Source organism: Paenibacillus sp. MMS20-IR301, from assembly GCF_032302195.1.
Lineage (GTDB): Bacteria > Bacillota > Bacilli > Paenibacillales > Paenibacillaceae > Paenibacillus_AQ.
This window is the reverse complement of the sequence record NZ_CP135275.1, coordinates 1891338-1918310: the sequence shown is the minus strand read 5'-3', so window position 1 is coordinate 1918310 and position 26973 is coordinate 1891338. Positions and strand designations below refer to the sequence as shown.

The window sequence follows — 26973 nt, the reverse complement described above, 5'->3', positions numbered from 1 at the left end:
TTAGCTATGAGTCAGCGTTTTCGTATTACCCGTACTATGCAGGAGGGCAACCCGGAGCCGGCCATTTCGCTTGAGGAGTGCCGGCAGTATTTTGCGGACAAGCCTGATTTCACATACTCACAGGTATACACTGTAAAAGGACCTGAAAGCACGATGTCCATCGAGGGAGATTTCTTCATGTGGCACTATGAGCAGATGGAGATTCCTTTCCGGCTGTATGCTGGTGACCTCTATGTAGCTCTGTCAACGGAAGCTGTAGTTCCTGTAATGCTGGAAATCGCTACGGCTCTGATGGCTGATGTGGTTGAGGGTTAGCAAGTAAATTCAGCTTTACCTCAAGGAAAGTTTGATATAAGCCGTTTATTACTCATTCGGAGCTCTCCAGCGGTGTTATATTTATCCAGTGTGAGGATAGATATTTGGGAGGCTACAGGATGAATACATATTTGCAAACGGGGGCTTCACTGCACTCCATATTATCCGGATTTGTGGCGAATGGACCTTTTACAGGATTAACTGTCGGAATTGTGAAAGATCAGCAGGTTATTTTTACAGGTGAATACGGGGCAGCGAATGTATCTACAGGCGAGCCCGTTGCCCACAGCACCTTATTTCATCTAGCCTCAGTATCCAAGACCTTAGTCGTAACTGCTGTAATGCAGCTGGCTGAGCGCGGGCTGGTGCAATTGGATTCACCCGTTACAGCCTACCTTCCCTATTTCAAAATGGAGGATGAGCGCTACCCGCTAATCACAGTCAGACAGCTGCTGAACCATACTTCCGGCATGCCGGATGAAGAGGACTACGCCTGGGACCGGCCGGAGTATGATGAGCAAAGTCTTGAACGGTACGTACTCAGCATCAGCCGCCATAAGCTGCTGAGTGAGCCGGGTGCTTGTTTTGCTTATAGTAATATAGCTTATGAGATTCTGGGGGATTTGATTGCCAAGGTTAGCGGTCTGAGCTTTGAGCAGTATATGAAAGAGCATATTCTTGATCCGGCGGGCATGACAGCCAGCTCATTCCTGAAGCAGGAGGTCGAAGCTAACATTGCTGCACCTCATATTCTGACAACCTCGGACGGATACGGAGCCCAAGTCAGCAAGGTGTTTCCTTACAACAGGGCGCATGCGCCAAGCTCCACGTTATACTCCAGCATTCATGATATGTGCCGGTATATGCTGATGCACCTTAATCAGGGTAAGGCCGAGGACAGCTATAACGCCTTACAGCCTGACAGCTATGATGCAATGTGGAGTCCGTCGATGGCGACTGGCTGGGGTCATGAGCATGAGCACGTAGGCCTGGGCTGGTTCCTCGGAGAATATAAAGGCTCCCGCATGCTGTCACATTCCGGATGGGATACCGGTTTCCTCAGTGAGCTGATGCTGTTTCCGGATGATAATACAGGCATCTGTGTGATGACTAACTGCGATCATGTCTGGCCCGGCAGTGTAACTCTTCCTCTCCGGGACCATTTGCTGGGTGCAGAGCTTCACCGTATTAAGCAATCCATGGCTCATCATATTGCCAGCATAGCGGTAACGGGCGGAATGGAGCAGGCGCTGGAGGAGTACCACCGGATCAGCCGGGAGGAGCAGGATGCCTATTATGATGCGGATTTCGAATTCCTGCGCATTACGGATTCAATAAGCTGGTATGGTCACAAGGAGGATGCACTAGCCATTATTACTTGTGCTGCCGCAATCTTTCCAGGCAGTGAAGCCATCTCCCGCAAGCTGAAGCTGCTGCGGACAGAAGAAGAGACTACTAAATGAAATAGGGGCGGCTAAGAACGGTATGAAACTGGAACGGCTGATTTCGATGATCTACAAGCTGCTGAACAACGAGGTATTATCTGCAACTGTGCTCGCTGAGCAGTATCAGGTATCGCCAAGAACGATATACCGGGATATTGATGTCATCTGCGCAGCAGGAATCCCCGTTGTGTCTTATCAGGGGACCAAGGGCGGTTACGGAATTATGGACGGCTATAAGATGGATAAAAGCCTCCTGGGCTCCTACGATGTCAACTCGCTTATCTCTGTCCTGCACAGCCTGTCTTCTGTATTTGAAGACGAACGTGCCCAGGAGACGATTGAGCGGCTGCAGACAATCGATGCCGGACACCAGCAGCCGAGCCTGCTCGTTGATTTCGAGACACACAGATCCGCCTCTGAAGCGCTGCGTAATGTACGCGAGGGTATTCTTCGGTGCAGGGTAATTTCCTTCCATTACATTAATGTGCGGAATGAACGCTCAAGCCGTGAGGTTGAACCCGTGCGGCTGCATTTCAAATACAGGAATTGGTATATCTACGGGTTCTGCAGAACCCGGGAGGAGTACAGGGAATTCCGGCTGTCACGGATGATGAATGTGCTGTTGACGGATACAACATTCGAGCCGCATCAAGAGGTACCTGAACATGCTAAAGATGCAGGGGTGCCGGGTGCAGTGGAAGAAGTAGTGATCCTAGTTCGTCCAGGGGCACTGGCAGAAGCGCTGGACCAGTTCCATGAAGCAGATACCGAGTTCCGCCAGGACGGCAGCATGTTAATTCGGATTCCGGTCTGCCATCCGCTGGGGGCACGCTGGCTGTGGTCGATTCTGCTCAGCTTCGGCAGCGGGGCTGAGGTGCTTAAGCCCCCGGCATTGCGGGAAATACTGAAAGAACAGCTGCAAAATGCGCTTAAATATTATGAAGAAGTATGACGGGCCTTTGTCATACTTCTTTTTTTATAATTGAAACCGTACCCGTATCCCCAATCCATGATAGAGTGAAGGAGACATAACAAATGACAAATCATCCGCAACAATTCGTTAATTACCACTTCTGGGCTACACAAACACTTTTAGAACATATCAAGACTCTCCCGTCCGGTGTGCTGACACAGGAGGTGAATACTTCCTTTCCCACAATTGCCCATGCCTTCAGCCATATTTATGCTGTGGATCAGGTGTGGAACAGTGTCGTCAACGGCCGGGGAATGAAGGAAGCGCTGGAGGAATGTATGCCGCGTGTACATGAGACAGTATTGTATACGGCAGATGAATTCGCGGAAGCCTTCGCCCGGCTAGCCGAGAATTATCAGGAATGGTTCCGCAGCGGGCCTGACCTTACCCGGACGATCCTGCTTGAGAATCCGTACATCGGACCGCGCAACACTACCTTAGAGGAGATTGTGCATCATGCGGTTAATCACGGGACCTATCACCGGGGCAATATCTCTGCCATGCTGCGCCAACTGGGCCATGCGTCCACTATGAACGACTATATTCTGTATTGGTATCAGGAGCAAGCAACATCTAACACCTATATAGATTGAACTAAAAAACTTTAGAAAAAAGAGAGTCGGTGGTGGGGGGGATATGTAGGGGCACAACGGTTGTTCAAGTGACTAGATTAGCGTTACGGACATGAGAGACGTTAAGCCCGAGGATAGGCAGCTGAGTGCCGGACCCTAAGGACATGAGCGAATTCCGGCCGTCCAGCAAGAAGCTCCTTGGGCATTCTTGTATCCTAAGTCAACATATAGGTTTCCAGTTCAAGCTATATAGTAAGGAGAATCATTAGAGCTATGGAAATTGACAACCTGCTGCCTGTGCAGACAAGGGAAGAATTAAGGGCCTGGCTGCAGGCCTTTTCCCGGAAGGAGAAAGCCTGCTGGGTAATCGTCAGCATGACGCCTAAGCCGGATACCCTGTTATACCTGGACACCGCTGAAGAAGCGCTTTGTTTCGGGTGGATCGACGGAATCAAGAAGAAAATAGGCGAAACCGGGGTGGCCCAAAGGCTCTCTCCCCGCAGCCCTAAAAGCTCATGGACCGAACTCAACAAGGAACGTGTGCGGCGCCTGGAGAAGCTGGGGCTCATGACAGACGCAGGCAGGGCAGTGTTGCCCGGGATGGGACAGGACTCTTTCAGGATTGATCAGGAAATCATGCGGCGCATCCAGGAAGATCCTCTGGTCTGTGAGCATTTCCGGGCTTTTCCAGAGCTGTACCAGCGAATCCGGATTGATAATATCCAGAGCTGCCGGCAGCAGCCGGAGCTGTACCAGAGCAGGCTGGATAAGTTCATCGCCGGTACTAAAGCGAACAAATCGTACGGACAGTGGCATGACAACGGACGGCTGCTGGATTACTGAATACGGAAGGCATGGAACCGCGCTGTGCGCGGTTTTTTGATAACTTTTTATATTTATAGATGCTTCGTCTTTCTTCGCCGCCGGTTCATGAACACCAGGCATACAGCAACCATAGCAAGAATAATACCCAGCACGCGGAAGCCGCTGAAGCTGAACTGGTTCCCCATAATGATTCCGATCAATAAGGAGGACAGGATCGTTCCGAAATATCTGGACGTACTGAACAAGCCGGAGGCTACACCGATGATCTCTTTCGGTGAACTATTGAACAGGGCTGCCTGCATCGCGACATTATTCAGACCGTTGCTGACCCCGAAGGCGGCCAGGGCGAGACAGACCGTTAATACCGGTGAGGCGGGCGTGAGCATTATGATCCACACTGACCCCAGCGCCATAAGGATTGCGGACACCAGCATAGCCGGCCTGGGGCCGGATCTGTCTATCCATCTGCCTGCCAGCGGAGAAGCAGCGAGTGAACATAAGCCCAGACTCAGCATGAGAATTCCTGTGTGGAGTTCACTGACCTGCCGAACCAGCTGCAAGTAAGAAGGAAGTCCGAAAAAGACGGAGTAGTACAGAAGATTCACCAGCATAAATTCAATATTCACTTTGGTTAACGCAGGATAACCGGCAAAGGTGCGCAGTGGAATGAAAGGCAGCTCTGACCGCAGCTCGTGCCGTACGAAAGCAAGCAGCAGGATCAGACCGCCCAGGCCAATAAGAACATTAGGTAATGAGACATGCCCGGAGGATTTCGCGGACAGCAGCTGGGCAAGCAGGGCAACCAGGCCCGCCGTAAACAGCAGGATACCCGTTGCATCCATACGTTTCATCCATTGCCGCAAAGACAGCTTATGGCCTGCTCCAGCTGCAGGCGGTTTATCCCTAGGAATCACATGCCAGCCTAACAGGAAGCTTGCTGCAACGAACGGGATGTTCATATAGAAGATAGAGGTCCAGCCCCAAAGATGAATAAAGACCCCGCCGATAAAAGGACCAACCGCCGCAGCCCCTGAGGTAAACATGGACAGGACTGACAGAGCGGCCGCTTGCTTGTCCGTAATATGAATCCTTACCACAGCCATGCCCACGGCCACTACCATACTGGTGCCAATGGACTGCATAACCCTGAAAGCTATAAGCCAACCGAAGCCGGGGGATAATGGTGCTAATAAAGATGCGGCGAAGGTAATCACAAGTCCGGTGAGGAAGATAAACCTGCGGCCGAAAATATCGCTCACTTTCCCCATAACAGGCTGAGTTGCGGCACTTGCAATATAGAACGAAAAAATAATCCACGAGACTGTGGAAAAATCGAGCCTGAACTCATGTTGTAATCTTGGCAGGGCCACAGAAACCATCGAAGAGTTGAGCGGATTCAGCAGCATTCCGAGCCCCACGGATAGCATCAGCCACCAGCTGCGGACATTCATTGTTATTCCTCCTAATGTGTTGTAGTGATATCGTACTTGAAACGAATGATATACTCCAACGCATTTCATGCTATAATTCCATAGACTTAAGGGAATGAATGGAGGCGGATATGGAACTTCTGCAATTGCAATACTTCATCGCTGTTGCCCGCTTGGAGCATATGACTGAGGCTGCTCACAGCCTGCATGTAACTCAGTCTTCACTCAGTAAAACGATTCAGCGGCTGGAGGAAGATCTGGGTGTGCCCTTGTTCGACCGGACCGGCCGGAAGCTGCGTTTGAATGAGTCCGGAAGCATCTTCCTGCCGCGGGCGGAGAAGGCGTTGTTTGAGCTTGAGCAGGGCAGGCAGGAGCTGCGTGACCTGTCCAGCCTTGAACCGGGAACGCTTAAGCTGGCAGTGACCACCGCGAGCACCTTGCCTAATCTGCTCCGGGAGTTCCGCAAGAAGCTGCCTGCAATCCATTTTCATGTACAGATGCTCTCCATGCCTGAAATGATTACCTTGCTGAACAGGGGAGAGGTTGATTTCTGCCTGGCCTCACCACCGGTACGGGGAGAACAAATTGAATGCCGGATTGTCTGCATGGACCCTATCTTCGTGGCGGTTCCTGCGGGCCACCGCTTTGCTAAGCGGAGCAGCTTGTCTCTTATAGAGCTTAAGGATGAATGGTTCGTCGGTGTGAAAAAAGGCTACGGCATCCGTGATACAATAGACGCTGTGTGCCAGACCGCCGGGTTCACCCCGTGTTATGTATATGAGGGGGATGAACCGGCAAGACTGATCGCTCTCGTCGAAGCGGAGGTCGGATTGGCCTTCATCCCCGGCACAGCCAAAAGCCCGCAGGATCAGATTCTTCTGATTCCTGTAAGGGATCACGATCTGGTCAGGGAAATCGCCTTGCTGTGGCATAAAGACCGTTATATATCACAAGCCGGACAGGTATTCCGCGAGGTTGTTACTGAATACTTCGCTCCGGACTCAAACTGAGTTTACCAGAAGGAGACTATATACGATGGAGATTAATCAAGCTGCAACGCAGCGTATACTGGTTGTATTCCCGCATCCTGATGATGAGGCCTTCGCTGCCGCCGGAACCCTGGCGAAATACATCAGCAGCGGCGCTGAGGTCACTTATGCCTGCCTGACCTTGGGGGAGATGGGCCGTAATATGGGCATCCCGCCGTTTGCCAGCCGTGTCAGCCTGCCGGAGATCCGCAGGGAAGAGCTGACCGCTTCCTGCCGGGCGATTGGCATACAGGATCTAAGAATGCTCGGCTTCCACGATAAAATGATTGAGTTCGAAGATCAGGTCCTGCTGGAACGCACCATTCTTTCGCTGCTTAAGGAGCTCGCTCCGTCGCTCTTGATTACCTTCTATCCCGGATATAGTGTGCATCCCGACCACGATGCTACCGGTGCAGCCGCGATCCGCGCAGTTAGCCGGCTGCCGGAGGGAGAGCGGCCGGCGGTTCACTGTGTCGCTTTCTCTGCGGGGCATGAGCAGATGATCGGAACAGCAGATGTGAATGTGGATGTAACTGACTTCCTTACGCAGAAAATGGCCTCCATTCAGGCGCACCGTTCCCAATTTCAAGCTGCGGAGCTTGTCGGAAGCCGTGAGCTGAGCGCAGAGGAAATCAGGGTCCGGTTCGGGCGGGAGCAATTCTGGACCTATCCGTTCTAATATCAGAAATTATTGTAGGCAGCTTTTACATTAAAGAGCGCCCGCTAAAGGAGCTGTATAGAATGAGTAAGGATAAAAGTACAGTAATGAAACGCTCTGCCAAAGCAGAAAACATTCTACAACAGATTAATAGTGCAACCAAGCTGGGCGACTTGCGAAAATTCGCAAAGGATATTAAAAAAGATCACGGATTAGCTATGGAGCTATGGTCAAGCGAGGCGTTTTTACCCAGACTATTAGCAATCTTAATTATGGATAAAAAACTTCTTTCAGAAGAAGAGCTAAATAAGCTTGATAAGGATATGCAGACGCATACCTATGATGAGCGGAATAACTTAATGGATTGGTTAATGGCTAATCAGCTCAGCAAGGACAAGAAGACAATTGCCTGGATGGAGTCATGGGAAAATAGCTCTTCTGCATTACAAAGACGCACTTTCTGGTATTATCAAGCGCGGCTCAGATGGACTGGACAAACACCGCCTGATAACACCGAGTACCTGCTATCTGCACTAGAGACTAGAATTACACAGGAAGAACCGGAAGTTCAATGGGCTATGAATTTCACCGCAGGCTGGATAGGCGTTTATGACGACAATAATCGTGCGCGTTGTATTAAACTGGGAGAAATAACGGGACTGTATAAAGATGACATGGTATCACGGGGCTGTACTCCCAATTATTTGCCGGATTTCATTGCGATTGAAGTAAACAAACGAAAGAATAATTAGTCGAATAAGAGAAGTGGTGGATATCGTATTTGACGCAAACGGCGCAGTAAGGGAGGGATTCCCTGGAACGAGAAAATAAAGCCAGAGATTGCCATTGTGTTATTGAGCTAATGTGGCCCTTTAGAATAACGAAGGACTACCATATGGCAGTCCTTCGTTATTCAAGAGTCATTCCCTGTTAATTCAACGCTTATCGTCGTACTATCTTGCCAACAGCCAGCCCTAGTCCCAACCAACGTCCTTCATCGTGCAATATAAAATCCTTCTCGCCATCGTAATATCGGAAATTATCGAGCATCCATTGGTAACTCTCAGAGAAGTAATAACTTTCAGTAATAAAAAAACCGTGATCTCGAAGTAAATTGCAATTCCAATCTAACGTCCGAACCCATTTTTTATAAGACTGTAATATATCGAAATTATCCAAACCAGGCGGTATCGGATTTAACGTACACATAGGCTCTGCAATTCCAAAAAAACGGTTAGTACGAGTAACGCGTGTGATTTCTTTCAGCGCTTGTTCCCTATCTTCTATCATAAAAAAAGAGCCGATACTAAAGACTGCATCAAATGCTTCGTCCGGAAATGGCAAAAGTTCAGCATTCGCCTTTACTACCAGAACGTCATTATCTACACCCTGTTCTGATGCGTATTCCTGGATAACATTCAAACTTTCCCAGAATTCTAATGTAATTACAGTTACTCCCCAATGTTTAGCTAACGTTGCCGCAACTTGACCAGTACCAGCGCCTATTTCCAATACACGCATACCTGGCTTCAATTCTAAAGCAGTAATCAGCGGCAGAGCCATTTCGTATGAACCCGCACCTAATGGCGTTGGTTTTTGGATACTTATGAAAGGATTATTCAAGACATTTTTCTCCCTAATGGGGAGTCGCAGTTATAGGGCTAATTAGGCGCTATATTCCCCGTTTTTTTGCCCATTGTTCTCCTTACTTTTCATGTAAACCGCCTCCATTTCTGATATATTCCTAGTTTATCAAAAAACAATCAAAGACACCATCTTTTACTACCCTACCGTTTGCCTAATAATAATTTTTCATTGAGAGTCTTAGTGACTAATGCGCAGTACGAAGATATTGTGTAATAAAAGAAAGCATGCGGATTCAACTAACGGAAACCAATAGCTCAATAATACAAAAAAGCAGCAGTACTCCCTGCTAGAACGAGTCAAGGTTTACTGCTGCCGGTTCTTCTTCAGATTCATTTTTAGATTTCTGGCATTCCAGCTGCAAACTTGTACAATCAATCTATGAGAAGTACGGCTTTGCCCGAGAATTTCCGTTCCATTAGATTATGGGCAACGGTGTTAATTTCGGTCCAAGATGCTTCTACTCCGATTCGGGGGATTAACAGCCCATCAGTGACCAGACGGACCAGCAAACTCAGATCGTCCGTGGCTGATTGACGAGAGAGCTCCTCACCTAAAAAGAAGCTGTACAAGGTTCTTCCGCCGCTGGTCACCAGATTCATCATATCAATCATTGCCGTATTTGAAGAGGAAAAACCTACCGCAACGCAAACTCCCCGGGGCGCCAGCAGCGGCAGCAGCGTCGCCAGTGTATTGCCGCCTACTGAATCAATGATCAGATCGTACGGCCCAAACTTACGGGCTGATGATATTGCGGAATATCCAATGATCACCTCGTCAGATCCATTCTCCCGAACAAGCCCGGCCTTCTCTTCCGTACTTGCCGTACCTACAACGAATGCGCCGGATTGGGCTGCAAGCTGATGAGCGAATAACCCAACCCCGCCGCTAGAGCCTGTAATGAAAATGCGTTTGCCAAGCAGCATGCCGCCTTTTCGGAGTGCGTAAAGTGCAGTGAGCCCTGCTACGGGGAGAGTAGCCGCCTCCGTAAAGGTGAGCTTGTCCGGGATTTCGGCCAACAACGATACGGGAGCAGCCACTTGCTCGCTCCATGCTCCCATCGACAGTAAACCAACAACCTGAGCCCCTTTTTGCGGTCCTGCGCCATTCTCTGCCGGCTCGAGGACAATCCCGGCGAAATCCCATCCAGGACGGCTAGACATTTCCTGATTCTTAGCGTCACTCACTTCACCCCGGTTGAGTGAGACGGCCTTCACTTGCACAAGCGCTTCCCAAGGTTTAGCCTGCGGGGCGTCGACTTCTTTGAAGCGAAAAAGTGACTTTTCATGCGGATCAACTACAATAGTACGAATCATATCGGTTTCCTCCATCTTGGTTATGGTCATTGGATGATCTTCATTTCAATGAGGAGTATACTTTAAATAAAGTTTCGCCCCAAGTGCAGAACTACACTTCATAAGATAAGGAGTGAGAAGATGGATATGGAGAATTCCAGACATAGAATCGTAATGAGTGAAATTGAAGCCCTGCGGATAAAACGCCGGAAAAATCTTGCCGATCGCCCCCAACCGTTCTTGAAACGGTTTACTCAACAAGAGTTGAACGATGAGGCTTTTCCTTCGTATAAAAATCTGCTGGTTGGACGTACCCATCGCATACCGACCCGCCAGACGATAATAAATATTGCAGAATATCTGGAGTGTACCTCCGACGAGCGTAACGATTTGCTTATGGCAGCCGGTTTTCTTCCAATTCAGACCGAACTAGATGGACGGTTGTTGGAGCGTGCATTGGAGTGGGCTCAACTAACGATGAAGAGTATTCCTTTTCCCGCTATGATCGTAACACATACTCAGGATATCAAGGGATTCAATGAGCCTTTTCAGCAATTGTTTGAAATTCCCCTCGAGCGTTCATTGGACGGTTTATTGAATAGGATCGATTTACATTTTAGTTCCGGTTTTCCTGTCCGGTCCCGCTCCACATTTGACAAGGTGTCGTTTAAGCAATGGGAGGAGCACATCATAAACGGATTACAAGCCTTTAAGAGGGAACACATGCTCTCGCGATATGATGTATGGTATCAAAAATTGCTGGACAGAATTCAGAAATATAACGCGCGCGATTATCTAAATCGGCAGGATGCAGCGGAAGAGGCTGATCCAGTACAAACAATTCTAGCCAGAATGGAAAGCTCCGGAGAGCTTGTTCCCGTGCGCTACAAGCAGGTTTCGATTTCTGCAGGCGGGCGCTTATATCCGCAGATTCAGGTTTTCCTGCCGGCAGATTCTGCAGCGCGGACAGTTTTCGGGAGCCTTGGATGTCCTGCTGATTGTGCATTTGTATAACCTGACATCAACAACTTTATAGTCCCGGGCTGCCGCTGCTGCATTTAGTCACGAGTGGTTGACGATCCGGTAATACATTCCGGACATTATAAAAGTGGACATTTAGCTAAAAATAATTTATGTTTATACTTATTATAAGTTATATAAAAAGTCGGAAGAAGGTTTGAATATACTTTTTTCGTACAAAACAACTCTCAGAAAAGGCAGGACAAAATCATGAATCAGAAAGAAAGAATGCTCGCAGGACTCCCATACAAAGCCTGGTTGGACGGATTATTAGAGGAGCGGACAGCCAGCAGGCTGAAGGTCCACCAGTTCAATCAGCTGTCACCTGACGAACATGAGAAGCGGGCAGGGCTAATCCGGGATATCCTCGGACAGGCTGGCGAGAACACCCATATTGAAGCGCCTTTCCGCTGTGATTACGGGACGAACATTACGGTAGGGAATAACTTCTACGCTAATTTCAACTGTACTATTCTGGATGTCGGCAGAGTTGTTATCGGTGATAACGTCATGTTTGCTCCGAATGTGTCGCTGTATACTGCAGGGCATCCGGTTCATCCCGAGTCCAGGAATTCAGGGTATGAGTACGGGATTGCCATAACGATCGGAAATAATGTATGGATTGGCGGCAATGTTGTTGTAAATCCAGGCGTAACCATAGGTAATAATGTTGTAATCGGGGCTGGCAGTGTAGTGACCAAGGATATCCCGGACAATGTAATTGCCGTGGGCAGCCCTTGCCGGGTCATCCGTGAGATTACCGAAGAAGACCGGAAATATTACTATAAAGACAGGGAATTTGACGTGGAAGATTATAAGTAGATGAATAATAGGTAATAAGTAGAAGCCGCATATAGGGTCCTTCAATGCATTTACATATTATTCCTTACGGGATATATTTAAGGAACTGGAGGCGACAACAATGAGTGAAATTAAACTTAATCTTGAAGATAAGGTGTATGTGGTGATAGATTTATATTTTCACAATGATAAGCAGATAGAGAAAATCGCCGGAGCTACAGCACACGAAGCGACAGCCAGGATGATTGCTGCTTCAGGTGAAGAAGGCCACGCACGATTTATTGAGGTGTATGAAAACGGCGTGAAGACAGAAGAATTCGGTTACCGCGACGATGATCAGAAGTGACTTTATAATAAAAACAGCGGCAGCCCAGGACCGGATTTCCCGTCCCGGGCTGCCGCATTGTCTTAGATCAGCACATAAGTAGCCCGCAGCGGTCCATGCACACCGACGACCAGCTTCATCTCAATATCAGCGGAGTTGGAAGGACCGGAGATGAAGTTAATCGAGGAGCCTAACGCCCCGCCATCCTGGACCCTCCGGTTCAACGCAGCGGCGGCTTGAGTGGAACGCAGCACCAGCCGTTTCTTCTCAATTACGGCAATATAATGCGCGGGCAGGAAGTGCAGCGCGCGGCCCTGATCCGGACGGCTCTCTACGACAACTGTTCCGGACTCCGCCAGGGCATAGTCGGCGAATACGATGGCTGTATTCGCCGCTTCCGCATGTCTGATATTAGCCTCACGTCCGGCGGCTTCTTCCCAAACGGATGCATCCGGGAACTGCAATCCGTAGCCGGCAAACCGCGGATCGCCGGAAGTCATCACCTGTCCGCCGCCATTGCCTGCAATCAGATCATCCAGAGTCCGCTGCAGCAGCTCCGGCACCGATTCAATCACCTGGGTATGAATAAAGAAGCATTGCTCCTTGAGCATCTCTACCAAATCTTCTTCAGTCAGGGGACCATAGCTGTCCGGCAGGACTTCCTGAAGTGCCGGGCGCTGCACCTCATGCCTGCGTTCCCGGCCCAGCTTGGCGGCTATAGTGTTCAGAAAAGCTTCCTTGTTTGTCTTATCTCTTGTATGTGCAGGATTCGTCCCAATTGTGTTATCCGCCGGTATCATCATTCAGCTGTCCCCTCCTTGGCTGCTGCGCTTCTCCATCCAGGCGCGGAAGCTGTCCTGCTGCTTCACCGGCTGGTTCAGATCACGGGATTGAATCCAGCCCTGCAGCAGTGCCGGTCCCCGGACAATCCGCCCCTGTCTGCTCAGCAGCTTAGTCGCCGGATGGGCCAGCCGCAGCGCTTTGCCGAACAGGGCAGGGGAGGCAAGCAGCCGGCTGGCCGCCTTCATCTGCAGCCGGTCGCCGGAGCTGGTCCGCTTCTGATCCACGATGTTCTGCCGGTGCAAAATCAGCTGCTCATGCAGCGGAATCTTGACCGGGCAGACATCGGTGCAGGCGCCGCAGAGGCTGGAGGCGAACGGCAGCTCCTTGTAATCGTCATATCCACCGAGCAACGGGGTGATCACTGCCCCGATCGGTCCCGGATAAATCGACCCGTAGGCATGCCCGCCGATGTGGCGGTAGATGGGGCAGACATTCAGGCAGGCGCCGCAGCGGATGCACTGCAGTGCTTCATTGAATTCGCTTCCGAGAATATCGGAGCGCCCGTTATCCACGACTACCAGATGGAATTCCTCCGGGCCGTCCGTATCTCCGGCAGCGGCAGGTCCCATCACGGTAATGTAGCTGGTCAGCTTTTGCCCGACTGCACTGCGGCAGAGCAGATTATCCAGCACCTCCATTTCCTCCAGAGTCGGCACAATCCGTTCCATGCCCATTACGGCAATATGCGTCTTCGGAATGGCGGCGGTGAGATCACCATTGCCTTCATTGGTGACCAGATTAATCGCCCCCAGATTGGCAATAGCGAAATTGCAGCCTGTAATGCCGACCTCTGCGTCAAGAAACTTCTCCCGGAGAACAGTCCGGGCGAAGGCGGCGAGGTTCTCCGGCGTCTCATCCCCGGTATACCCAAGCTTCTCGGCGAATACCCGCCGGATTTGCTTCCGGTCCTTGTGCAGTGCCGGGGCAACAATATGAGAGGGCGGGTCCCAGTCATCCATCTGCAGGATGTATTCCCCAAGGTCACTCTCAACCAGCTCGCAGCCCGCTTCCATCAGCACATGGTTCAGCTCAATCTCCTCTGTGACCATGGATTTTGATTTGACGACCTTGCGTGCGCCTTGGCGCACTATGACATCCCGGATATAGCTGCTGGCTTCTTCCTTAGTAGCGGCGAAATAGATATGTCCGCCTTGCTTCTCGATGTTCTCCGCAAGCTGGTTCAGGTAATAATCCAGATTCTGCAGCGTATGCTGGCGGATCAGCTGGCCTGCACTGCGCCACTGCTCCCAGTCTCCCAGTGCGGTTGCCGCAGAGAGGCGCCTGGTCTTGAGACTGTCCTGTGCCGAGCCGACGGCACTGCGCATGAAGGCATCACCAAGGCCGTCTGAAGTACGTTCACTGAACTGGCGTGTATCGGTTTGCAGGCTCAAGCCGGATGCCCCCCTTTAGCCGTTTCCGGCTCCAATTGGTTCAGTACTTCGGCAATATGCATGATTCGTACCGGTTCGCCCTTACGGGACAGGCGGCCGCCGATATTCATCAGACAGCCCATGTCCGCACTGATCAGAATTTCTGCGCCGGTATCCCGGACACAGCCGCATTTCTCATCAGCCATCTGCGCTGAAATCTCCGGCATCTTCACCGAGAAGGTGCCGCCGAAGCCGCAGCAGTTATCACTGTTCTTGAGCGGCTCAAGCTGCAGCCCTCTGACATGCTCCAGCAGCTGGAACGGCGTTTCCTTCTCTCCAAGCAGCCGGGTCATATGGCAGGAGCGATGATAGGTGGCGGTTCCTTCAAGACTCGCGCCAACATCTGTTACACCGAGCACCTTGACGATGAACTGGGTGAATTCGTAGGACTTTTCTTTTAAAGCAATCGCTTTCAATTCCCAGTGAGGGTCGCCCTGGAAGATCTTCGGGTATTCATGGAACATGGCAATACAGGAGCCTGACGGGCCGACGACATAATCGGAAGCTTCAAAGGCAAGCATCATGTTCTGCATCGCCAGCTTAGATTCCTTCAGGTATCCGCTGTTATAGGTCGGTTGACCGCAGCAGACCTGTGAAGCCGGATAATCGAGTTCGCAGCCAAGCCTCTCCAGCACTTGAACCATAGCTATGCCGACATTCGGGGCCATGAGGTCTACAAGACAAGTCGAGAAAATACTGACTTTCATATCCTATCCCTCCAATCAATGTAACCCTATGAATATAGCTTAACTCAATAAGTCAATGAAAAACAACACAAAAACAATTCTTAAATGTGAAAGTTATTGACAATAAATATTGATAGCGTTTACACTATGGTTGGGCTATTGGAATAATCTACCTTGAGGGGGAGAAACAGTGACTAAGCATTTGATGTATATTGACGGCCAATTTACCGCATCCGAGGATAATGAATGGATCGAAGTAACCAATCCGGCAACAGATGAAGTGATCTCACAGGTTCCCAAGGCTACAAGGAATGATGTCATACGCGCCATTGACGCAGCAGAAGCAGCCCAGGCTGCCTGGGAGGAGACTCCGGCGGTAGCTCGCGGCAAGTATTTGCATGCCATTGCTGACGGAATCCGTGCGGAGGCAGACAGCCTCGCCCGGCTGATCTCTGAAGAAGTAGGCAAGACACTGGAATTATCCACCGTAGAGGTTAATTTTACTGCAGACTATATGGATTATATGGCTGAATGGGCACGGCGTTATGAAGGTGAGATCGTCCAGAGCGACCGTGATAACGAAAATATATTTGTATTCAAAAGAGCGATCGGGGTCACCACAGGCATTCTGCCGTGGAATTTCCCGTTCTTCCTCATCGCCCGGAAGATGGCTCCTGCGCTGATCACCGGTAATACGATTGTCGTCAAGCCAAGTGCCGAATCCCCGAATAATGCCGTGGCGTTCAGTAAGATCGTCGACGCAGCCGGATTACCCCAAGGGGTGTTCAACCTCGTTACAGGCCGGGGCGGTGAAGTCGGGCATGAGCTGGCCAGCAATCCGAAGGTCGGAATGGTCAGTCTCACAGGCAGTGTTCCGGCAGGACAGAAGGTTATGGAAGCCGCAGCCGAGAACATCATCAAGGTCAGCCTTGAGCTTGGAGGTAAGGCACCGGCTATCGTTATGGATGATGCGGATCTGGATCTGGCGGTCAGAGCCATTGTTGACTCCCGGGTGATTAATACAGGGCAGGTCTGTAACTGTGCGGAGCGTGTCTATGTGCATGAGGCTATCAAGGATGAATTCACGGCCAGACTGATTGAAGCCATGAAGGCTGTGAAATATGGCGACCCGCTGCAGGATAAGGACATTCACATGGGACCGCTGATTAACAAAGCCGCGCAGGAATCAGTACAGCAGAAGGTGGACCGTGCAGTGCAGGAAGGGGCAACCATCGCCCTCGGCGGCAAAAAAGTAGAGGGGGCGGGCAGCTTTTTCGAGCCGACAGTGATTACCGGTGCGACCAACGATATGGACATCGTACAGGATGAAATCTTCGGACCGGTCATTCCGGTAATTGCTTTCTCAACGCTGGACGAGGCGATCTCCCTGGCCAATGACAGTGAATTCGGCCTGACCTCTTCGCTGTATACGCAGAATCTGAATGTGGCTATGAAAGTTATTAAACGACTGAAATACGGTGAAACCTATATTAACCGTGAGAATTTTGAAGCGATGCAGGGCTTCCACGCCGGCTGGCGTAAATCAGGCATCGGCGGCGCAGACGGCAAGCACGGGCTGAACGAATATCTGCAGACCCAAGTAGTCTATCTACAATATGACAAGTCCGTGAATTAATTCCGCAGCAATCATAAAATAACCCAGCAATTCTTATCTTTCAGCATAGGCCCTCCGGGGCCTTTTTGTTGTTCTTCAGAATATTTTAATCAAAACCCAATTTTCGTCTGATATAGTATAATTACTGTTCAAGGTTATCGCAGTTGTTATCAGTAATCAGCGAAGGATGTGGAGACGATGGGGGAAATTATACATCGCATATTGGAATTCATTACCGGAATGGGGTATTGGGGAATTCTGCTTGGACTGGCGCTTGAAGTCATCCCCAGTGAAATTGTACTGGCTTATGCAGGATATCTGGTCTACCAGGGGCAGATTAATCTGGTTGAGGCTGTTATCTTCGGCACCATAGGCTGCCTGCTGCAGCAGGTCATTCTGTATGCGATCGGACTATACGGAGGACGGGCCTTTGTCGATAAGTACGGGAAATATCTGCATATCAAAGCGAAGCATGTGGATATGACCGAGCGCTGGTTCCAGAAATACGGAGTCGGTGTAGTATTCACCTCACGTTTCATTCCAGTTGTCCGGCAAGCCATCTCCATTCCGGCGGGGATCGCGAAGATGAATATGGGCAAGTTCCTTCTGTTCTCGGGACTGGCTTCCGTTCCCTGGGCAATTCTGTTCGTCTCTCTCGGCAAAGCTCTGGGTGAGAACTGGGAGAATATTAATGAGAAGGCAGCGCCCTATACCCAGCCGATTCTCTGGGGTGCTATTGGCCTTATGCTAATCTACGTGCTGTATAAGACGCTGACCCGGAAGAAAAAAACAGTGCATTAATAGCAGTACATTAGAAGAGCAACGGGAGCCAGGCTACACTCCGGTTGCTCTTTTTGCTGCGTCTGTGTCCTTATCTGTGAGATGCGCATTGTGAAAAATGTGGATTTTCATTAATCTAACTGGTACTATGATACATACGTTAATTTAAGGCTAACAAAGAATGAGGACAGCAGAATGATGAAATTTTTCCGGCACAAAGCTTATTTTATTGGAATTCACGTATTGATGTTCGGTTTCCTAATCTCCACATTGTATGCATACTCGCCGGGAATCCGGGTCATTGTCAAGCAGATCATTGATCCGCCGAATGATGTCTACACTATTGCCCACCGCGGCGCTTCCGGTTATGCTCCTGAGAATACAATGCCCGCTATCGAGCTGGCCAAGGAAATGAAAGCAGAATATGTGGAGATTGATATCCACTTAACGAAGGATCTGGTGCCTGTAGTCATTCATGATGATACGGTGAACCGTACTACTAACGGTAAGGGATATGTAAAAAATATGAGTCTGGAGCAGATCCGGCAGCTGGATGCAGGCACCTGGTTCAATGAGGCGTATCCGATGTTTGCCAGAGAACAGTATGCGGGTACCCCGGTTCCGACGCTGGAACAGGTCTTCGAGACGTTCGGCAAGGACATCAGGTATATGCTGGAGATCAAGGATGCCAGGCCCAACGTGAATATTGAGTCCATATTAAACGATATGATTATAAAATATGATCTGGAGCATGAGGTTGCTGTTCACTCCTTCAGCGAGTCCAGTCTGCGGCGATTCCATGCCATTAATCCGGACATTCCGCTGTACCAGCTCGTATGGAATGATTACACAGCTGCAAGAATCCCTGAATCCTATCTGAATAAGGTGAAGACTTATGCCGTCGGGATCAGTCCCAACTTCCAGGGAATTACGCCTACGTATGTGTCACAGATCAAGCGGTCCGGACTTAAGGTGATGCCTTATACGGTCAATTATCAGGTCAACATGGACAAAGCCTATTCCTGGGGAGTCGATGGAGTCTACACTAATTTCCCCGACCGTTTCCTTGAGGTGATTGAGAACAACAGGGAGAATGCCCGGTGGTAGTATTGTGATGCCCGGAAGGAGTTTACGATGAAGATTGCCAATGCCAATCTGATGAAGGAAATGAACATGAATCTCGTCCGTCTGGTCATGAAGCAGGCGGAGACGGCTACCAAGCCGCAGCTCGCCGCGTTAACCAGGCTGAGTGTGGTTACGATCAATTCGCTGGCCAAAGAGCTGCTGGAGCGCGGTGAAATTTATGAGAATCAGGTGGTGGCTTCGAATGGCGGAAGGCCTGCCCTGACCTATAGCTATAATTATAACTTCAGGCAGGCGCTGGTCATCTGCTTGAAGGAGCAGGGCGGAGAGCGTTTCGCCTCAGCCATCGTGGTTAACCTGGGCAACAGGGCCGTTGCGAAACAGGAATATATTCTTCCTGCATACGACCGGCAGTTCTTTCGGGAGATCGTACACCAGTTTATGGGCTCGCATCCGGATATTCAAATGATCGGACTCGGAATACCCGGGCAGACCGTTGACGGGACTATTGTTGTAAGCAGCCATGAGGAGCTTCAAGGAACCTCAATTGTAACGGAAATCGGACACGAGTCCGGCTTGCCGGTAATCGTGGAGAATGATGTGAATGCTGCAATTATCGGCTACGCAGCCCGGGAGAAGACGGCTGAAGCGGGCGAAGCGGTGGCGGGTATTTATTTTCCAGGGAAATATCCGCCCGGTATGGGGATTTATCTGGATGGCAGGATCATCAAGGGAAGAAACGGAATGGCCGGGGAGATTAAATTCCTGCCGCTGGCTGCGGACTGGTATACTGAGCTTGCTCCGTCCGCCTTCATGCATGCTGCCTGTCAGATCATCCAAAGTGTCAATGCCGTGCTCGCTCCTGACAAAATTGTAATATACCAAAAGTTCGTCGGAGAGGCAGAGTGGACGCCATTCTGGGAGAGATACCGTATGGAACAGCCGATGCCACAGTATCCGGAGATTTTGCTGCTGGACAGCTTTCAGGAAGATTATGAAGCCGGAATGCGCCAGCTGATCTTGAATCAGCTTGATCCGGCAGTAACCGGTTATACCGCCCAGGTCCTCTGAAGAAATCTTCAGGGGATTTGATATGTAATGTATTGACAAAAACCGCAGCCTGCCGCATAGTTATTACGACATCTTTATAAAGACACTTTATTTAGTGGAGGCGGAAGTTATGCGAATCGAACATCTTGCGATGTATGTTAAGGATCTGGAATTGAACAAGCAATTCTATATCGATTTTTTTCAGGCCACAGCCAACGAAATGTACCATAACCCGGCAACCGGGCTAAGGACTTACTTCCTGAGCTTTGAACAGGGTCCGCGCCTGGAACTGATGAACCGGCCGGAGATGACAGAAGCTGAACAGTCTCTGACGCGGACAGGCTTGATTCATTTCGCGTTCAGTGCAGGCAGCAGACCAAAGGTGGATGAGCTAACGCTGCGGCTGAAGGAAGCCGGCTATAAGGTGTTAAGCGGCCCGCGCACAACCGGCGACGGGTATTATGAGAGCTGTATCCTAGGACCAGAGGGCAGCCAGATCGAGATTACAGAGTAAACTGTCAAGTTCAAATTTAATTTAGCAGCGGAAGAGGGATCGTATGGCAACTTGGTTTCTTACTATCATTTATCTTGCTTTTATCAGTTTGGGGCTGCCGGATTCATTGCTCGGCTCTGCCTGGCCGGTGATGCGGCCTGAACTGGGAGCTTCCCTGGGCTCAGCCGGTCTGATTACAATGATTATCGCAGGCGGGACCATTGTCTCCAGCCTGTTCAGCGGGAAGATGACAGAGCTTCTGGGCACCGGCAAAATCACGCTGATCAGCTGCCTGATGACCGCGGGTGCACTGTACGGATTCTCCGCAGCCCCTTCGCTGTTCTGGCTGATTGTCCTCGCCATCCCGCTTGGACTGGGGGCTGGGGCAGTAGATGCGGCGCTGAATCATTACGTTGCCACCCACTATAAGGCTCATCACATGAGCTGGCTGCACTGCTTCTGGGGAGTGGGCGCAACGATGGGGCCGATCATTATGTCCTACTATATTGCAGAGCACAACTCCTGGCGGAGCGGCTATGGGGCGGTATCGCTCATCCAGTTCGGATTGGTTATTATTCTGCTTGTTACCCTGCCATTGTGGGGCAAAATCGCCGCCATCCACAAACAAAGTGGCGCTTCCGGCAGCCACGAACCGGCAAACAGCGAAGAAGAGGCACCTGCTGCCGGTAATGGCGGACGCGTGAATGTTCTGCAGATCAAAGGTGTGAAGAATACGCTGATCGCCTTCCTGTTCTACTGCGGGCTGGAGCTAACCGTAGGCTTATGGGGAGCAAGCTACCTTGTCGGGGTCAGGGGACTTAACGCACAGACGGCCGCTGCCTGGGTATCACTCTATTACGCCGGAATTACCGTCGGCCGGCTGATCACCGGCTTCATTACACTAAAAGTCAGCAACCTGGTGCTGATCCGCACAGGCCAGCTGACGGCCATGGCCGGCGGGCTTCTGATCCTGCTGCCGCTGCCGGATTACTTCGCCTTAGCCGGTCTCATTCTGATCGGTATCGGGCTGGCCCCGATCTACCCGGGACTGCTGCATGAAACTCCGGCGCGGTTTGGCGCGGGCAATTCCTCCCGGCTGATGGGATACCAGATGGCTGTTGCCTATACGGGTTCAACACTGCTGCCGCCGCTGTTCGGCCTGATTGCTACCCGTACGAGTGTTGCTATTTTTCCGGTTGCGGTAATCCTGTTCCTCGTGTTTATGTTCCTGAGTGCCGAGAGTGTAAACCGTGTGATCCGGAAAAAGCAGGCTGCAGGTTGACAACAGAATTGTCTAAACGGTATGATATTGTTTATTCGTAATTATTACGAAATAAACTTTGCATACTAAGGAGCTTCACATATAATGAACAAGAACAGCAGCAGCCAGCGGCTTCCGCGGGCCAAAGGCATAGATATGGCAACGGTCTATTCGCCCAAGGAATGTGCCCGGAAGGTCAGACATCTTGTCCTGCCTGAGATGAACCGGAAGATTGTGCAGGAGTTCATCACCATTCTGGGAATGCGTGACACCTTCGAGCAGAATGGCGTACCTATCCCCAATAAGGTAGTAATGTATGGCCCGCCGGGCACCGGGAAAACCTTAACCGCCTTCCACATGGCGCAGATGCTGGAACTGCCGCTGATTCTCGTCCGGCTGGATGCGGTGATTCACAGCCATTTGGGGGAGACGGGAAGCAATATCCGTAAAATTTTTGACTATGCGAAGGCCACCCCTTGCGTACTCTTCCTGGATGAATTCGATGCCATCGCAAGAACAAGGGAAAGCAATGATGAAGTGAAGGAGATGGCGCGGGCGGTGAACACCCTGCTGCAATGTCTCGATGATTTCTGGGACAGCAGCATATTCGTGGCTGCGACCAATCTGGAGCATGAGCTGGACCGTGCCATCTGGCGCAGGTTCGATACGAAGATGATCTATTCGCTGCCGGACGAGCACAGCAGACGCCAGTATGTAGAGCTGCTGATTAATAGCTTCGCCGGCGAGGCAGGACTGACAGAAGAAGTCTGTGCACGCCTGGCCGGCTGCAGCTTCGCCGATATTGAACAAATTGTCCTTAAGGCGAAGCGCAAAGCCATCATCGAGCAGGGTCCGCTGACCCGCGAGCATATTACTGCTTCCTATGAAGAGTATAGCCCTTCGCTTTGAAGCTGGCAGCTGTGTAATTGGGAGAAGAGGAGAGCGAGCGATGTCCTCATATATTGTGAAAATTATACCGGAGAACGATAAGATTGTTCCCTCACAAACAGAACGGACAAGTATCATCAATCAATTAAAAGAAGTAACTTCCTCTACGGAGATCATTGAACGGCTGTATGATGAAGTCACTTTTATAGATGCTGGAGCTAATTTCGAAGGGATAGCTTGTAATCACTGCCTTCGTGAATTAGATACCGGGTGGTGGGCAGAGCAAGTGGATGTGAGCAGTTCGAATAAATTCAATGATCTGCTGGTAACCACGCCTTGCTGCTGCTCGCTCGTATCACTGAACGAATTGAAGTATATCTGGCCTGCGGGTTTTGCTAAATATGCAATCGAGCTCCTAAATCCGGATGAAGCCGATGTAATTGAGATAGAAAAAATAACATCTGCACAAAGCTTTAAGCTGATACGAGCCCATTACTAGGTAGGTTAGAATAACCTCCCTATCCACCTGATAATCCTGCCCAGAATACAACAATTCCTATCCATAATCGGATCTAAGGAGGAATTGTTGTATGCGATGCAGGATTTCTCTTCGTTGCAGCCGTTTGATCAAGATATTGCTGCATTCTCTGCAACAATCTCCCGTAATCACATGGTTTGTGCCAGCTAAGTTGCAGTTTGTACAACAATAAGCTCTTAGCTGCAGCACAGCCAATCCTCCTAACCCTTTCCGCTAGCGGTCAGTTCCCCCTCTTAATGTCCGGTAGAAAGCCCTGATATCTTCAGTAAACAGCTCCGGTTCTTCCATGGCAGTGAAATGTCCGCCACGGGGAATGGAGGTCCAGCGGGTAATGTTCAGATTGCGCGCTGCCCATTTCCGGGGTGGCTGCAAGACATCTGCCCGGAAAATTGCTATGCCTGCCGGCACCTCAATCCGGCCAAGCGGCGGCAAGGAATGGGCGTTCTCATAATACATATGCGCTGCAGAACCCGCCGTCCCTGTGACCCAGTAGAGCATAATGTGGGTGAGCAGCTCGTCCATGCTGAAGACTCGCTGGAGGTCACCATTACAGCCGCTCCAGGCCCGGAATTTCTCTATCAGCCAGGCAGCCAGTCCCACTGGTGAATCGGTCAGCCCGTAAGCAATCGTCTGCGGTCTTGTCGATTGAGCCGACATATACGCCCCCTCCTGGGCTATCCACTCCTGCGCATTCCGCTTATAGCGGAGCTCCTCTTCTGTAAGCTCAGCCGAAACGGGTGTATTCATAAGATCGCGGAGGATGCCGATATCAGTAAGATGAATACCGGTCAGCAGCTCAGGATGATTGAAGGCAAGATATCTGGTGACTCCAGACCCAAGATCTCCGCCAGCCGCACCAAACCGGGTATAACCAAGCTCCTCCGTCATCAGTTTCACCCACAGCTCAGAGACGCGTTCATTATTAATTCCGCTTTGGGCAGGGCGGCCGGAGAAGCCGAAGCCGGGCAGGGAAGGGACAATGACATCGAAGGCATCCTCCGGATTGCCGCCGTAGCGGGCAGGATCGGTAAGCAGCGGAATGATGGACTGATAACGCAAATAGCTGTCCGGCCATCCGTGAGTCAGTATCAGAGGGAGCGGATTCGGCCCCCGGCCCCGCTCATGTACGAAATGAATGTCAATCCCGTCAATGTTACAGCGGAACTGGTTGAAGCGGTTCAGCTTCGCTTCCTGCTCTCGCCAGTCATACTGGTGCTGCCAGTAGGATACGAGTGACTGCAAATAGGTTAATTCAGTTCCGCGTTCCCAGGAGACATCACTTAATTGCTCCGGCCAGCGGGTATGCTTCAATCTCCATTTCAAATCCTCAAGAATTTCATCTGCGACCCCGATATGAAAACGTTCAACAGCCATAGGAATTCCTCCATCTGCAAGCTTTTTGGATAACTTATTAGATTTCACTGTCATTATATCCCTTGGGCATATATGATACACTGTCATAAATGAAGCATTACACTATACTATCTGACAGGTGACGAAGAACATGCCGCAATGGGACCGCCACAAAAACCGCATCGTGAATATTGAATTTCAGCCGGTCGAGGAGCTCACTTCACTGCCGTATCCGCAGCGGTATACGCTGATCTTTATAACATCCGGAAGAGTCGGCGGGACAGTGAATGACCGTCCAATATCTGTAGCAGCTCCCGGCATTCTCTGCCTGGCCGAAGGTGACGCAGTTAACATATCGGAGAGAGAGCAGCTGGCCGCGCAATCCTTCAGCTTCCATGCCGACTTTCTCAACAGCACTTATCTTTCTGACTCCCTGGAAGCTTATACAGCTATCCCAAGGATTCAAACCGGACTTTCGCTGTTTGGCGGAAATTCCCGCTGTTCGGGTGTGCCGCGGGTTACCGCTGCCGCCTTCCCTCTGCTGCTGGAGTGGTTTTTCGTGCTGGGAACAGAGGTATCTGCCCAAAGCGATGAACGCTGGGCCTGCAGAATCAAGAAGTATTTCATTAAATTGTTAGGCTTGCTGGAGGATTTGAACTCTGCTCAGGAACACTCACCTGTCGATCTGGTTCTTGAGTATATCCACACCCATTATACGGACAAGATTTCTTTGGCGGATTTGACCAAATGCGCACTGTTGAACCGGGTGTCCCTGAACAAAATGTTTCAAGAGCGGTGCAGGACTACCGCAATGGGGTACCTGCTTGCGCACCGGCTTAAGGTTGCCGGAGAGCTTTTGACCCATACCGATATGAATCTGAACGATATTGCCCGGTCCACCGGGTTTGAGTATGACACTTATTTCATCAAGCAATTTACAGCCAAAAAAGGAATGTCACCCACCGCCTACCGGAAAACCACCCGCAAAGCAGCTACCGCGATCTAAAGGATAGCGAGCAATAAAATCAGAGGTGAAATAGTGATTAAAATGGATTTCAGGTTACCTGATCAATCAGCTTTACCTAGTGGATTTAATTACCCGGAATCGTTATTAAAGGTCGTCCGGCTGAATTTAATAGATCTCGATCCTTGGGTTATTATGAACAATGAACAAGTTATCTCAAGAATAAAGGGGCTGCAGGAGCGGTACCCTGATAGAACACTTATCCCTTTTGCAAGAAGATGGGATAACGACGATATAGCGTGCTTTGAACCCCTGAACGGGGAACGAGTGCAACTCATTCATGATTATGCTTCCCCAGGTTACGAGCAGCGGAAAGAATATGCCGGTTTCTGGGACTGGTTTAGGGATGCTGTGAATGAAATGATTGAGCTGGATTAAGAAATCCGGACTGATCACGGACCGGAAGGTAAAGTGTAACGCGCTTTAGCTAACTTAATATTTCACATTATGAAAGGGGATGGAGCATGGGATTTTTCGGGGATTTGCTCAAGATGTTCACCAAACAGGAGATTGAATTAGTGGAATCCTATAGGGAGGGGGATCAGGTGCATACCTTCGTATTTGCGAATAATCAAAACATAGACTGGACAGCAACAAGGCGCCTCTGTACCGGGAGGAGCTTGATGCTCCAGGCAGTTATGTACAGAGCAAGCAGATTGCTAAGCGGAATATTATCAAAAGCTCGTTTTTCGGATATTAGTATAGCTGTCAGAGGTTAAAGATAAGGAGGGAGAGACGATCATGAAACTGCTGACACTCAATACCCACTCCTGGATGGAAGAGGAGCAGTTGGCCAAGATTACCGGCCTGGCCCGGTACATCAATGCAGAGCAGTTCGATGTTATCGCTTTGCAGGAGGTAAATCAATCCATGAATACTGAGCTGCTGCCGGCAGCTGAACTGGAGCGTTATTATGTGGCAGAAGAGCATACGGTTATTAGGCAAGACAACTATGCCTGTGTTCTGCTCGGACAGCTGGATCAACCCTATTACTGGACCTGGATACCGACCCATACCGGATTCTCCCAATATGATGAGGGACTGGCCATTCTCAGCCGTACTCCGATTGAAGGGGCCTTCGCCGAATATGTATCCCACATGAGGGATTACAGCAACTACCGTACGCGCAAAATCCTTGGTATCCAAACAACTATCGGAGATAAGCTGATTACATTTGTTAACGGACATTTCAACTGGTGGGATGATGAGCAGGAACCGTTCAAGGGGCAATGGGAGCTGACCGAGGACAAGCTGGCGCCTTATATGGGACAGCCTCTTTTCATTATGGGGGATTTCAACAATGTCGCGGAGGTCAGAGGACAGGGATACGACTATATTCTGCGGTATGGCTGGAATGACTTGTATGTGAGTACTCTTCACAAAGATGACGGGGCTACCGTAGTCAAAGCCATTGGCGGGTGGGCAGGGAATAGTGAGCCGCTGCGCATTGATTATATTTTTGCGAATCACCAGGTAGAGGCAGTTAGCGTGAGGGTTGCACTGAACGGCACGAACGGTCCGGTTGTATCCGATCATTATGGTGTTGCTGCAGAAATCTGATTCCGCACAACAAACAAACAGAGGTGCTCCCGCATGCT

General features: G+C 50.3%; 30 protein-coding genes. 23 read left to right on the top strand and 7 right to left on the bottom strand.

The window, feature by feature from the left end; translation table 11 throughout:
* Positions 1 to 6 precede the first annotated feature (6 nt).
* The 5 genes from LOS79_RS08455 to LOS79_RS08435 all read left to right on the top strand — a co-directional run bounded on the left by LOS79_RS08455 (position 7) and on the right by LOS79_RS08435 (position 4148).
* The gene (locus LOS79_RS08455; protein WP_315418105.1) at positions 7 to 315 is read left to right on the top strand and encodes a hypothetical protein; all 309 of its coding nucleotides are present in this window, start codon (positions 7 to 9) and stop codon (positions 313 to 315) included.
* Positions 316 to 434: 119 nt separating this feature from the next.
* Positions 435 to 1778, top strand: coding sequence for a serine hydrolase domain-containing protein (locus tag LOS79_RS08450; protein WP_315418102.1), 1344 nt, complete (start codon positions 435 to 437; stop codon positions 1776 to 1778).
* 22 nt (positions 1779 to 1800) lie between these two features.
* Entirely contained in the window at positions 1801 to 2712 is a 912-nt protein-coding gene (locus LOS79_RS08445) for a helix-turn-helix transcriptional regulator (protein WP_315418099.1), read from the top strand.
* An 83-nt stretch (positions 2713 to 2795) separates the two neighbouring features.
* Positions 2796 to 3326 (top strand): DinB family protein, encoded by a 531-nt coding sequence (locus tag LOS79_RS08440; protein WP_315418096.1) that lies wholly within the window; start codon positions 2796 to 2798, stop codon positions 3324 to 3326.
* A gap of 252 nt (positions 3327 to 3578) precedes the next feature.
* The gene (locus LOS79_RS08435; protein WP_315418094.1) at positions 3579 to 4148 is read left to right on the top strand and encodes a YdeI/OmpD-associated family protein; all 570 of its coding nucleotides are present in this window, start codon (positions 3579 to 3581) and stop codon (positions 4146 to 4148) included.
* 53 nt (positions 4149 to 4201) lie between these two features.
* Here LOS79_RS08435 and LOS79_RS08430 read toward each other — a convergent pair whose 3' ends face one another.
* Positions 4202 to 5581: an MFS transporter gene (locus LOS79_RS08430; RefSeq protein ID WP_315418091.1), complete on the bottom strand. Its 1380-nt coding sequence runs from the start codon at positions 5579 to 5581 to the stop codon at positions 4202 to 4204.
* 110 nt (positions 5582 to 5691) lie between these two features.
* Here LOS79_RS08430 and LOS79_RS08425 point away from each other — a divergent pair, with 110 nt between their 5' ends.
* From LOS79_RS08425 to LOS79_RS08415, 3 genes are all read left to right on the top strand, one after another.
* Positions 5692 to 6570, top strand: coding sequence for a LysR family transcriptional regulator (locus tag LOS79_RS08425; RefSeq protein ID WP_315418088.1), 879 nt, complete (start codon positions 5692 to 5694; stop codon positions 6568 to 6570).
* A 25-nt stretch (positions 6571 to 6595) separates the two neighbouring features.
* The gene (bshB2, locus tag LOS79_RS08420) at positions 6596 to 7267 is read left to right on the top strand and encodes a bacillithiol biosynthesis deacetylase BshB2 (protein WP_315418086.1); all 672 of its coding nucleotides are present in this window, start codon (positions 6596 to 6598) and stop codon (positions 7265 to 7267) included.
* 62 nt (positions 7268 to 7329) lie between these two features.
* Complete coding sequence (locus LOS79_RS08415) at positions 7330 to 7998, top strand: DNA alkylation repair protein (protein ID WP_315418084.1); 669 nt, start codon at positions 7330 to 7332, stop codon at positions 7996 to 7998.
* 190 nt (positions 7999 to 8188) lie between these two features.
* Here the strand turns inward: LOS79_RS08415 and LOS79_RS08410 are convergent, their stop codons facing one another.
* Positions 8189 to 8869, bottom strand: a complete 681-nt coding sequence (locus tag LOS79_RS08410) for a class I SAM-dependent methyltransferase (protein WP_315418082.1) — start codon at positions 8867 to 8869, stop codon at positions 8189 to 8191.
* Positions 8870 to 9264: 395 nt separating this feature from the next.
* A complete protein-coding gene (locus LOS79_RS08405; protein ID WP_315422080.1) occupies positions 9265 to 10206 on the bottom strand; it encodes a zinc-binding dehydrogenase in 942 nt (313 codons plus the stop codon).
* 153 nt (positions 10207 to 10359) lie between these two features.
* Here LOS79_RS08405 and LOS79_RS08400 point away from each other — a divergent pair, with 153 nt between their 5' ends.
* From LOS79_RS08400 to LOS79_RS08390, 3 genes are all read left to right on the top strand, one after another.
* Complete coding sequence (locus tag LOS79_RS08400) at positions 10360 to 11199, top strand: hypothetical protein (protein ID WP_397386744.1); 840 nt, start codon at positions 10360 to 10362, stop codon at positions 11197 to 11199.
* A gap of 216 nt (positions 11200 to 11415) precedes the next feature.
* Positions 11416 to 12027 (top strand): sugar O-acetyltransferase, encoded by a 612-nt coding sequence (locus LOS79_RS08395; RefSeq protein WP_315418077.1) that lies wholly within the window; start codon positions 11416 to 11418, stop codon positions 12025 to 12027.
* A 100-nt stretch (positions 12028 to 12127) separates the two neighbouring features.
* A complete protein-coding gene (locus LOS79_RS08390) occupies positions 12128 to 12352 on the top strand; it encodes a hypothetical protein (RefSeq protein WP_315418074.1) in 225 nt (74 codons plus the stop codon).
* A gap of 62 nt (positions 12353 to 12414) precedes the next feature.
* On the opposite strand, the gene LOS79_RS08385 is transcribed toward LOS79_RS08390, so the two are convergent.
* Genes LOS79_RS08385 through LOS79_RS08375 form a run of 3 tightly spaced genes read right to left on the bottom strand, consistent with a single transcriptional unit; the run spans position 12415 to position 15311 of the window.
* Positions 12415 to 13131, bottom strand: a complete 717-nt coding sequence (locus LOS79_RS08385; protein ID WP_315422078.1) for a LutC/YkgG family protein — start codon at positions 13129 to 13131, stop codon at positions 12415 to 12417.
* A gap of 3 nt (positions 13132 to 13134) precedes the next feature.
* The gene (locus LOS79_RS08380) at positions 13135 to 14565 is read right to left on the bottom strand and encodes a LutB/LldF family L-lactate oxidation iron-sulfur protein (RefSeq protein ID WP_315418071.1); all 1431 of its coding nucleotides are present in this window, start codon (positions 14563 to 14565) and stop codon (positions 13135 to 13137) included.
* On the bottom strand, positions 14562 to 15311 hold the full coding sequence (locus LOS79_RS08375; RefSeq protein ID WP_315418068.1) for a (Fe-S)-binding protein: 750 nt from the start codon (positions 15309 to 15311) through the stop codon (positions 14562 to 14564). The genes LOS79_RS08380 and LOS79_RS08375 overlap by 4 nt, the downstream gene beginning before the upstream one ends.
* A gap of 169 nt (positions 15312 to 15480) precedes the next feature.
* Between LOS79_RS08375 and aldA the strand changes: the two genes are divergently transcribed.
* From aldA to LOS79_RS08335, 8 genes are all read left to right on the top strand, one after another.
* Positions 15481 to 16926 (top strand): aldehyde dehydrogenase, encoded by a 1446-nt coding sequence (gene aldA / locus LOS79_RS08370; protein WP_315418065.1) that lies wholly within the window; start codon positions 15481 to 15483, stop codon positions 16924 to 16926.
* 177 nt (positions 16927 to 17103) lie between these two features.
* Positions 17104 to 17706 carry an undecaprenyl phosphate transporter UptA gene (locus tag LOS79_RS08365; RefSeq protein WP_315418062.1) on the top strand — a complete coding sequence of 201 codons (603 nt, stop codon included), beginning with the start codon at positions 17104 to 17106 and terminating at the stop codon, positions 17704 to 17706.
* A gap of 174 nt (positions 17707 to 17880) precedes the next feature.
* Entirely contained in the window at positions 17881 to 18792 is a 912-nt protein-coding gene (locus LOS79_RS08360) for a glycerophosphodiester phosphodiesterase family protein (RefSeq protein ID WP_315418060.1), read from the top strand.
* A gap of 27 nt (positions 18793 to 18819) precedes the next feature.
* Positions 18820 to 19839 (top strand): ROK family protein, encoded by a 1020-nt coding sequence (locus LOS79_RS08355; protein WP_315418057.1) that lies wholly within the window; start codon positions 18820 to 18822, stop codon positions 19837 to 19839.
* A 109-nt stretch (positions 19840 to 19948) separates the two neighbouring features.
* Positions 19949 to 20332, top strand: a complete 384-nt coding sequence (locus LOS79_RS08350; protein WP_315418054.1) for a VOC family protein — start codon at positions 19949 to 19951, stop codon at positions 20330 to 20332.
* Positions 20333 to 20375: 43 nt separating this feature from the next.
* On the top strand, positions 20376 to 21593 hold the full coding sequence (locus LOS79_RS08345; protein WP_315418052.1) for an MFS transporter: 1218 nt from the start codon (positions 20376 to 20378) through the stop codon (positions 21591 to 21593).
* 84 nt (positions 21594 to 21677) lie between these two features.
* On the top strand, positions 21678 to 22481 hold the full coding sequence (locus LOS79_RS08340) for an AAA family ATPase (RefSeq protein ID WP_315418048.1): 804 nt from the start codon (positions 21678 to 21680) through the stop codon (positions 22479 to 22481).
* A gap of 40 nt (positions 22482 to 22521) precedes the next feature.
* A complete protein-coding gene (locus LOS79_RS08335; RefSeq protein ID WP_315418045.1) occupies positions 22522 to 22959 on the top strand; it encodes a hypothetical protein in 438 nt (145 codons plus the stop codon).
* Between the two features lie 252 nt (positions 22960 to 23211).
* On the opposite strand, the gene LOS79_RS08330 is transcribed toward LOS79_RS08335, so the two are convergent.
* Positions 23212 to 24372, bottom strand: a complete 1161-nt coding sequence (locus tag LOS79_RS08330; RefSeq protein ID WP_315418043.1) for an epoxide hydrolase family protein — start codon at positions 24370 to 24372, stop codon at positions 23212 to 23214.
* A gap of 118 nt (positions 24373 to 24490) precedes the next feature.
* On the opposite strand from LOS79_RS08330, the gene LOS79_RS08325 reads away from it, so the two are divergent.
* The 4 genes from LOS79_RS08325 (at position 24491) to LOS79_RS08310 (ending at position 26935) form a co-directional block, all read left to right on the top strand.
* Positions 24491 to 25357: a helix-turn-helix domain-containing protein gene (locus tag LOS79_RS08325; RefSeq protein WP_315418040.1), complete on the top strand. Its 867-nt coding sequence runs from the start codon at positions 24491 to 24493 to the stop codon at positions 25355 to 25357.
* Between the two features lie 42 nt (positions 25358 to 25399).
* Positions 25400 to 25753 (top strand): hypothetical protein, encoded by a 354-nt coding sequence (locus LOS79_RS08320; protein WP_315422075.1) that lies wholly within the window; start codon positions 25400 to 25402, stop codon positions 25751 to 25753.
* Between the two features lie 86 nt (positions 25754 to 25839).
* The gene (locus tag LOS79_RS08315; protein WP_315418037.1) at positions 25840 to 26094 is read left to right on the top strand and encodes a hypothetical protein; all 255 of its coding nucleotides are present in this window, start codon (positions 25840 to 25842) and stop codon (positions 26092 to 26094) included.
* 22 nt (positions 26095 to 26116) lie between these two features.
* Positions 26117 to 26935, top strand: a complete 819-nt coding sequence (locus LOS79_RS08310; protein WP_315418034.1) for an endonuclease/exonuclease/phosphatase family protein — start codon at positions 26117 to 26119, stop codon at positions 26933 to 26935.
* Positions 26936 to 26973 lie beyond the last annotated feature (38 nt).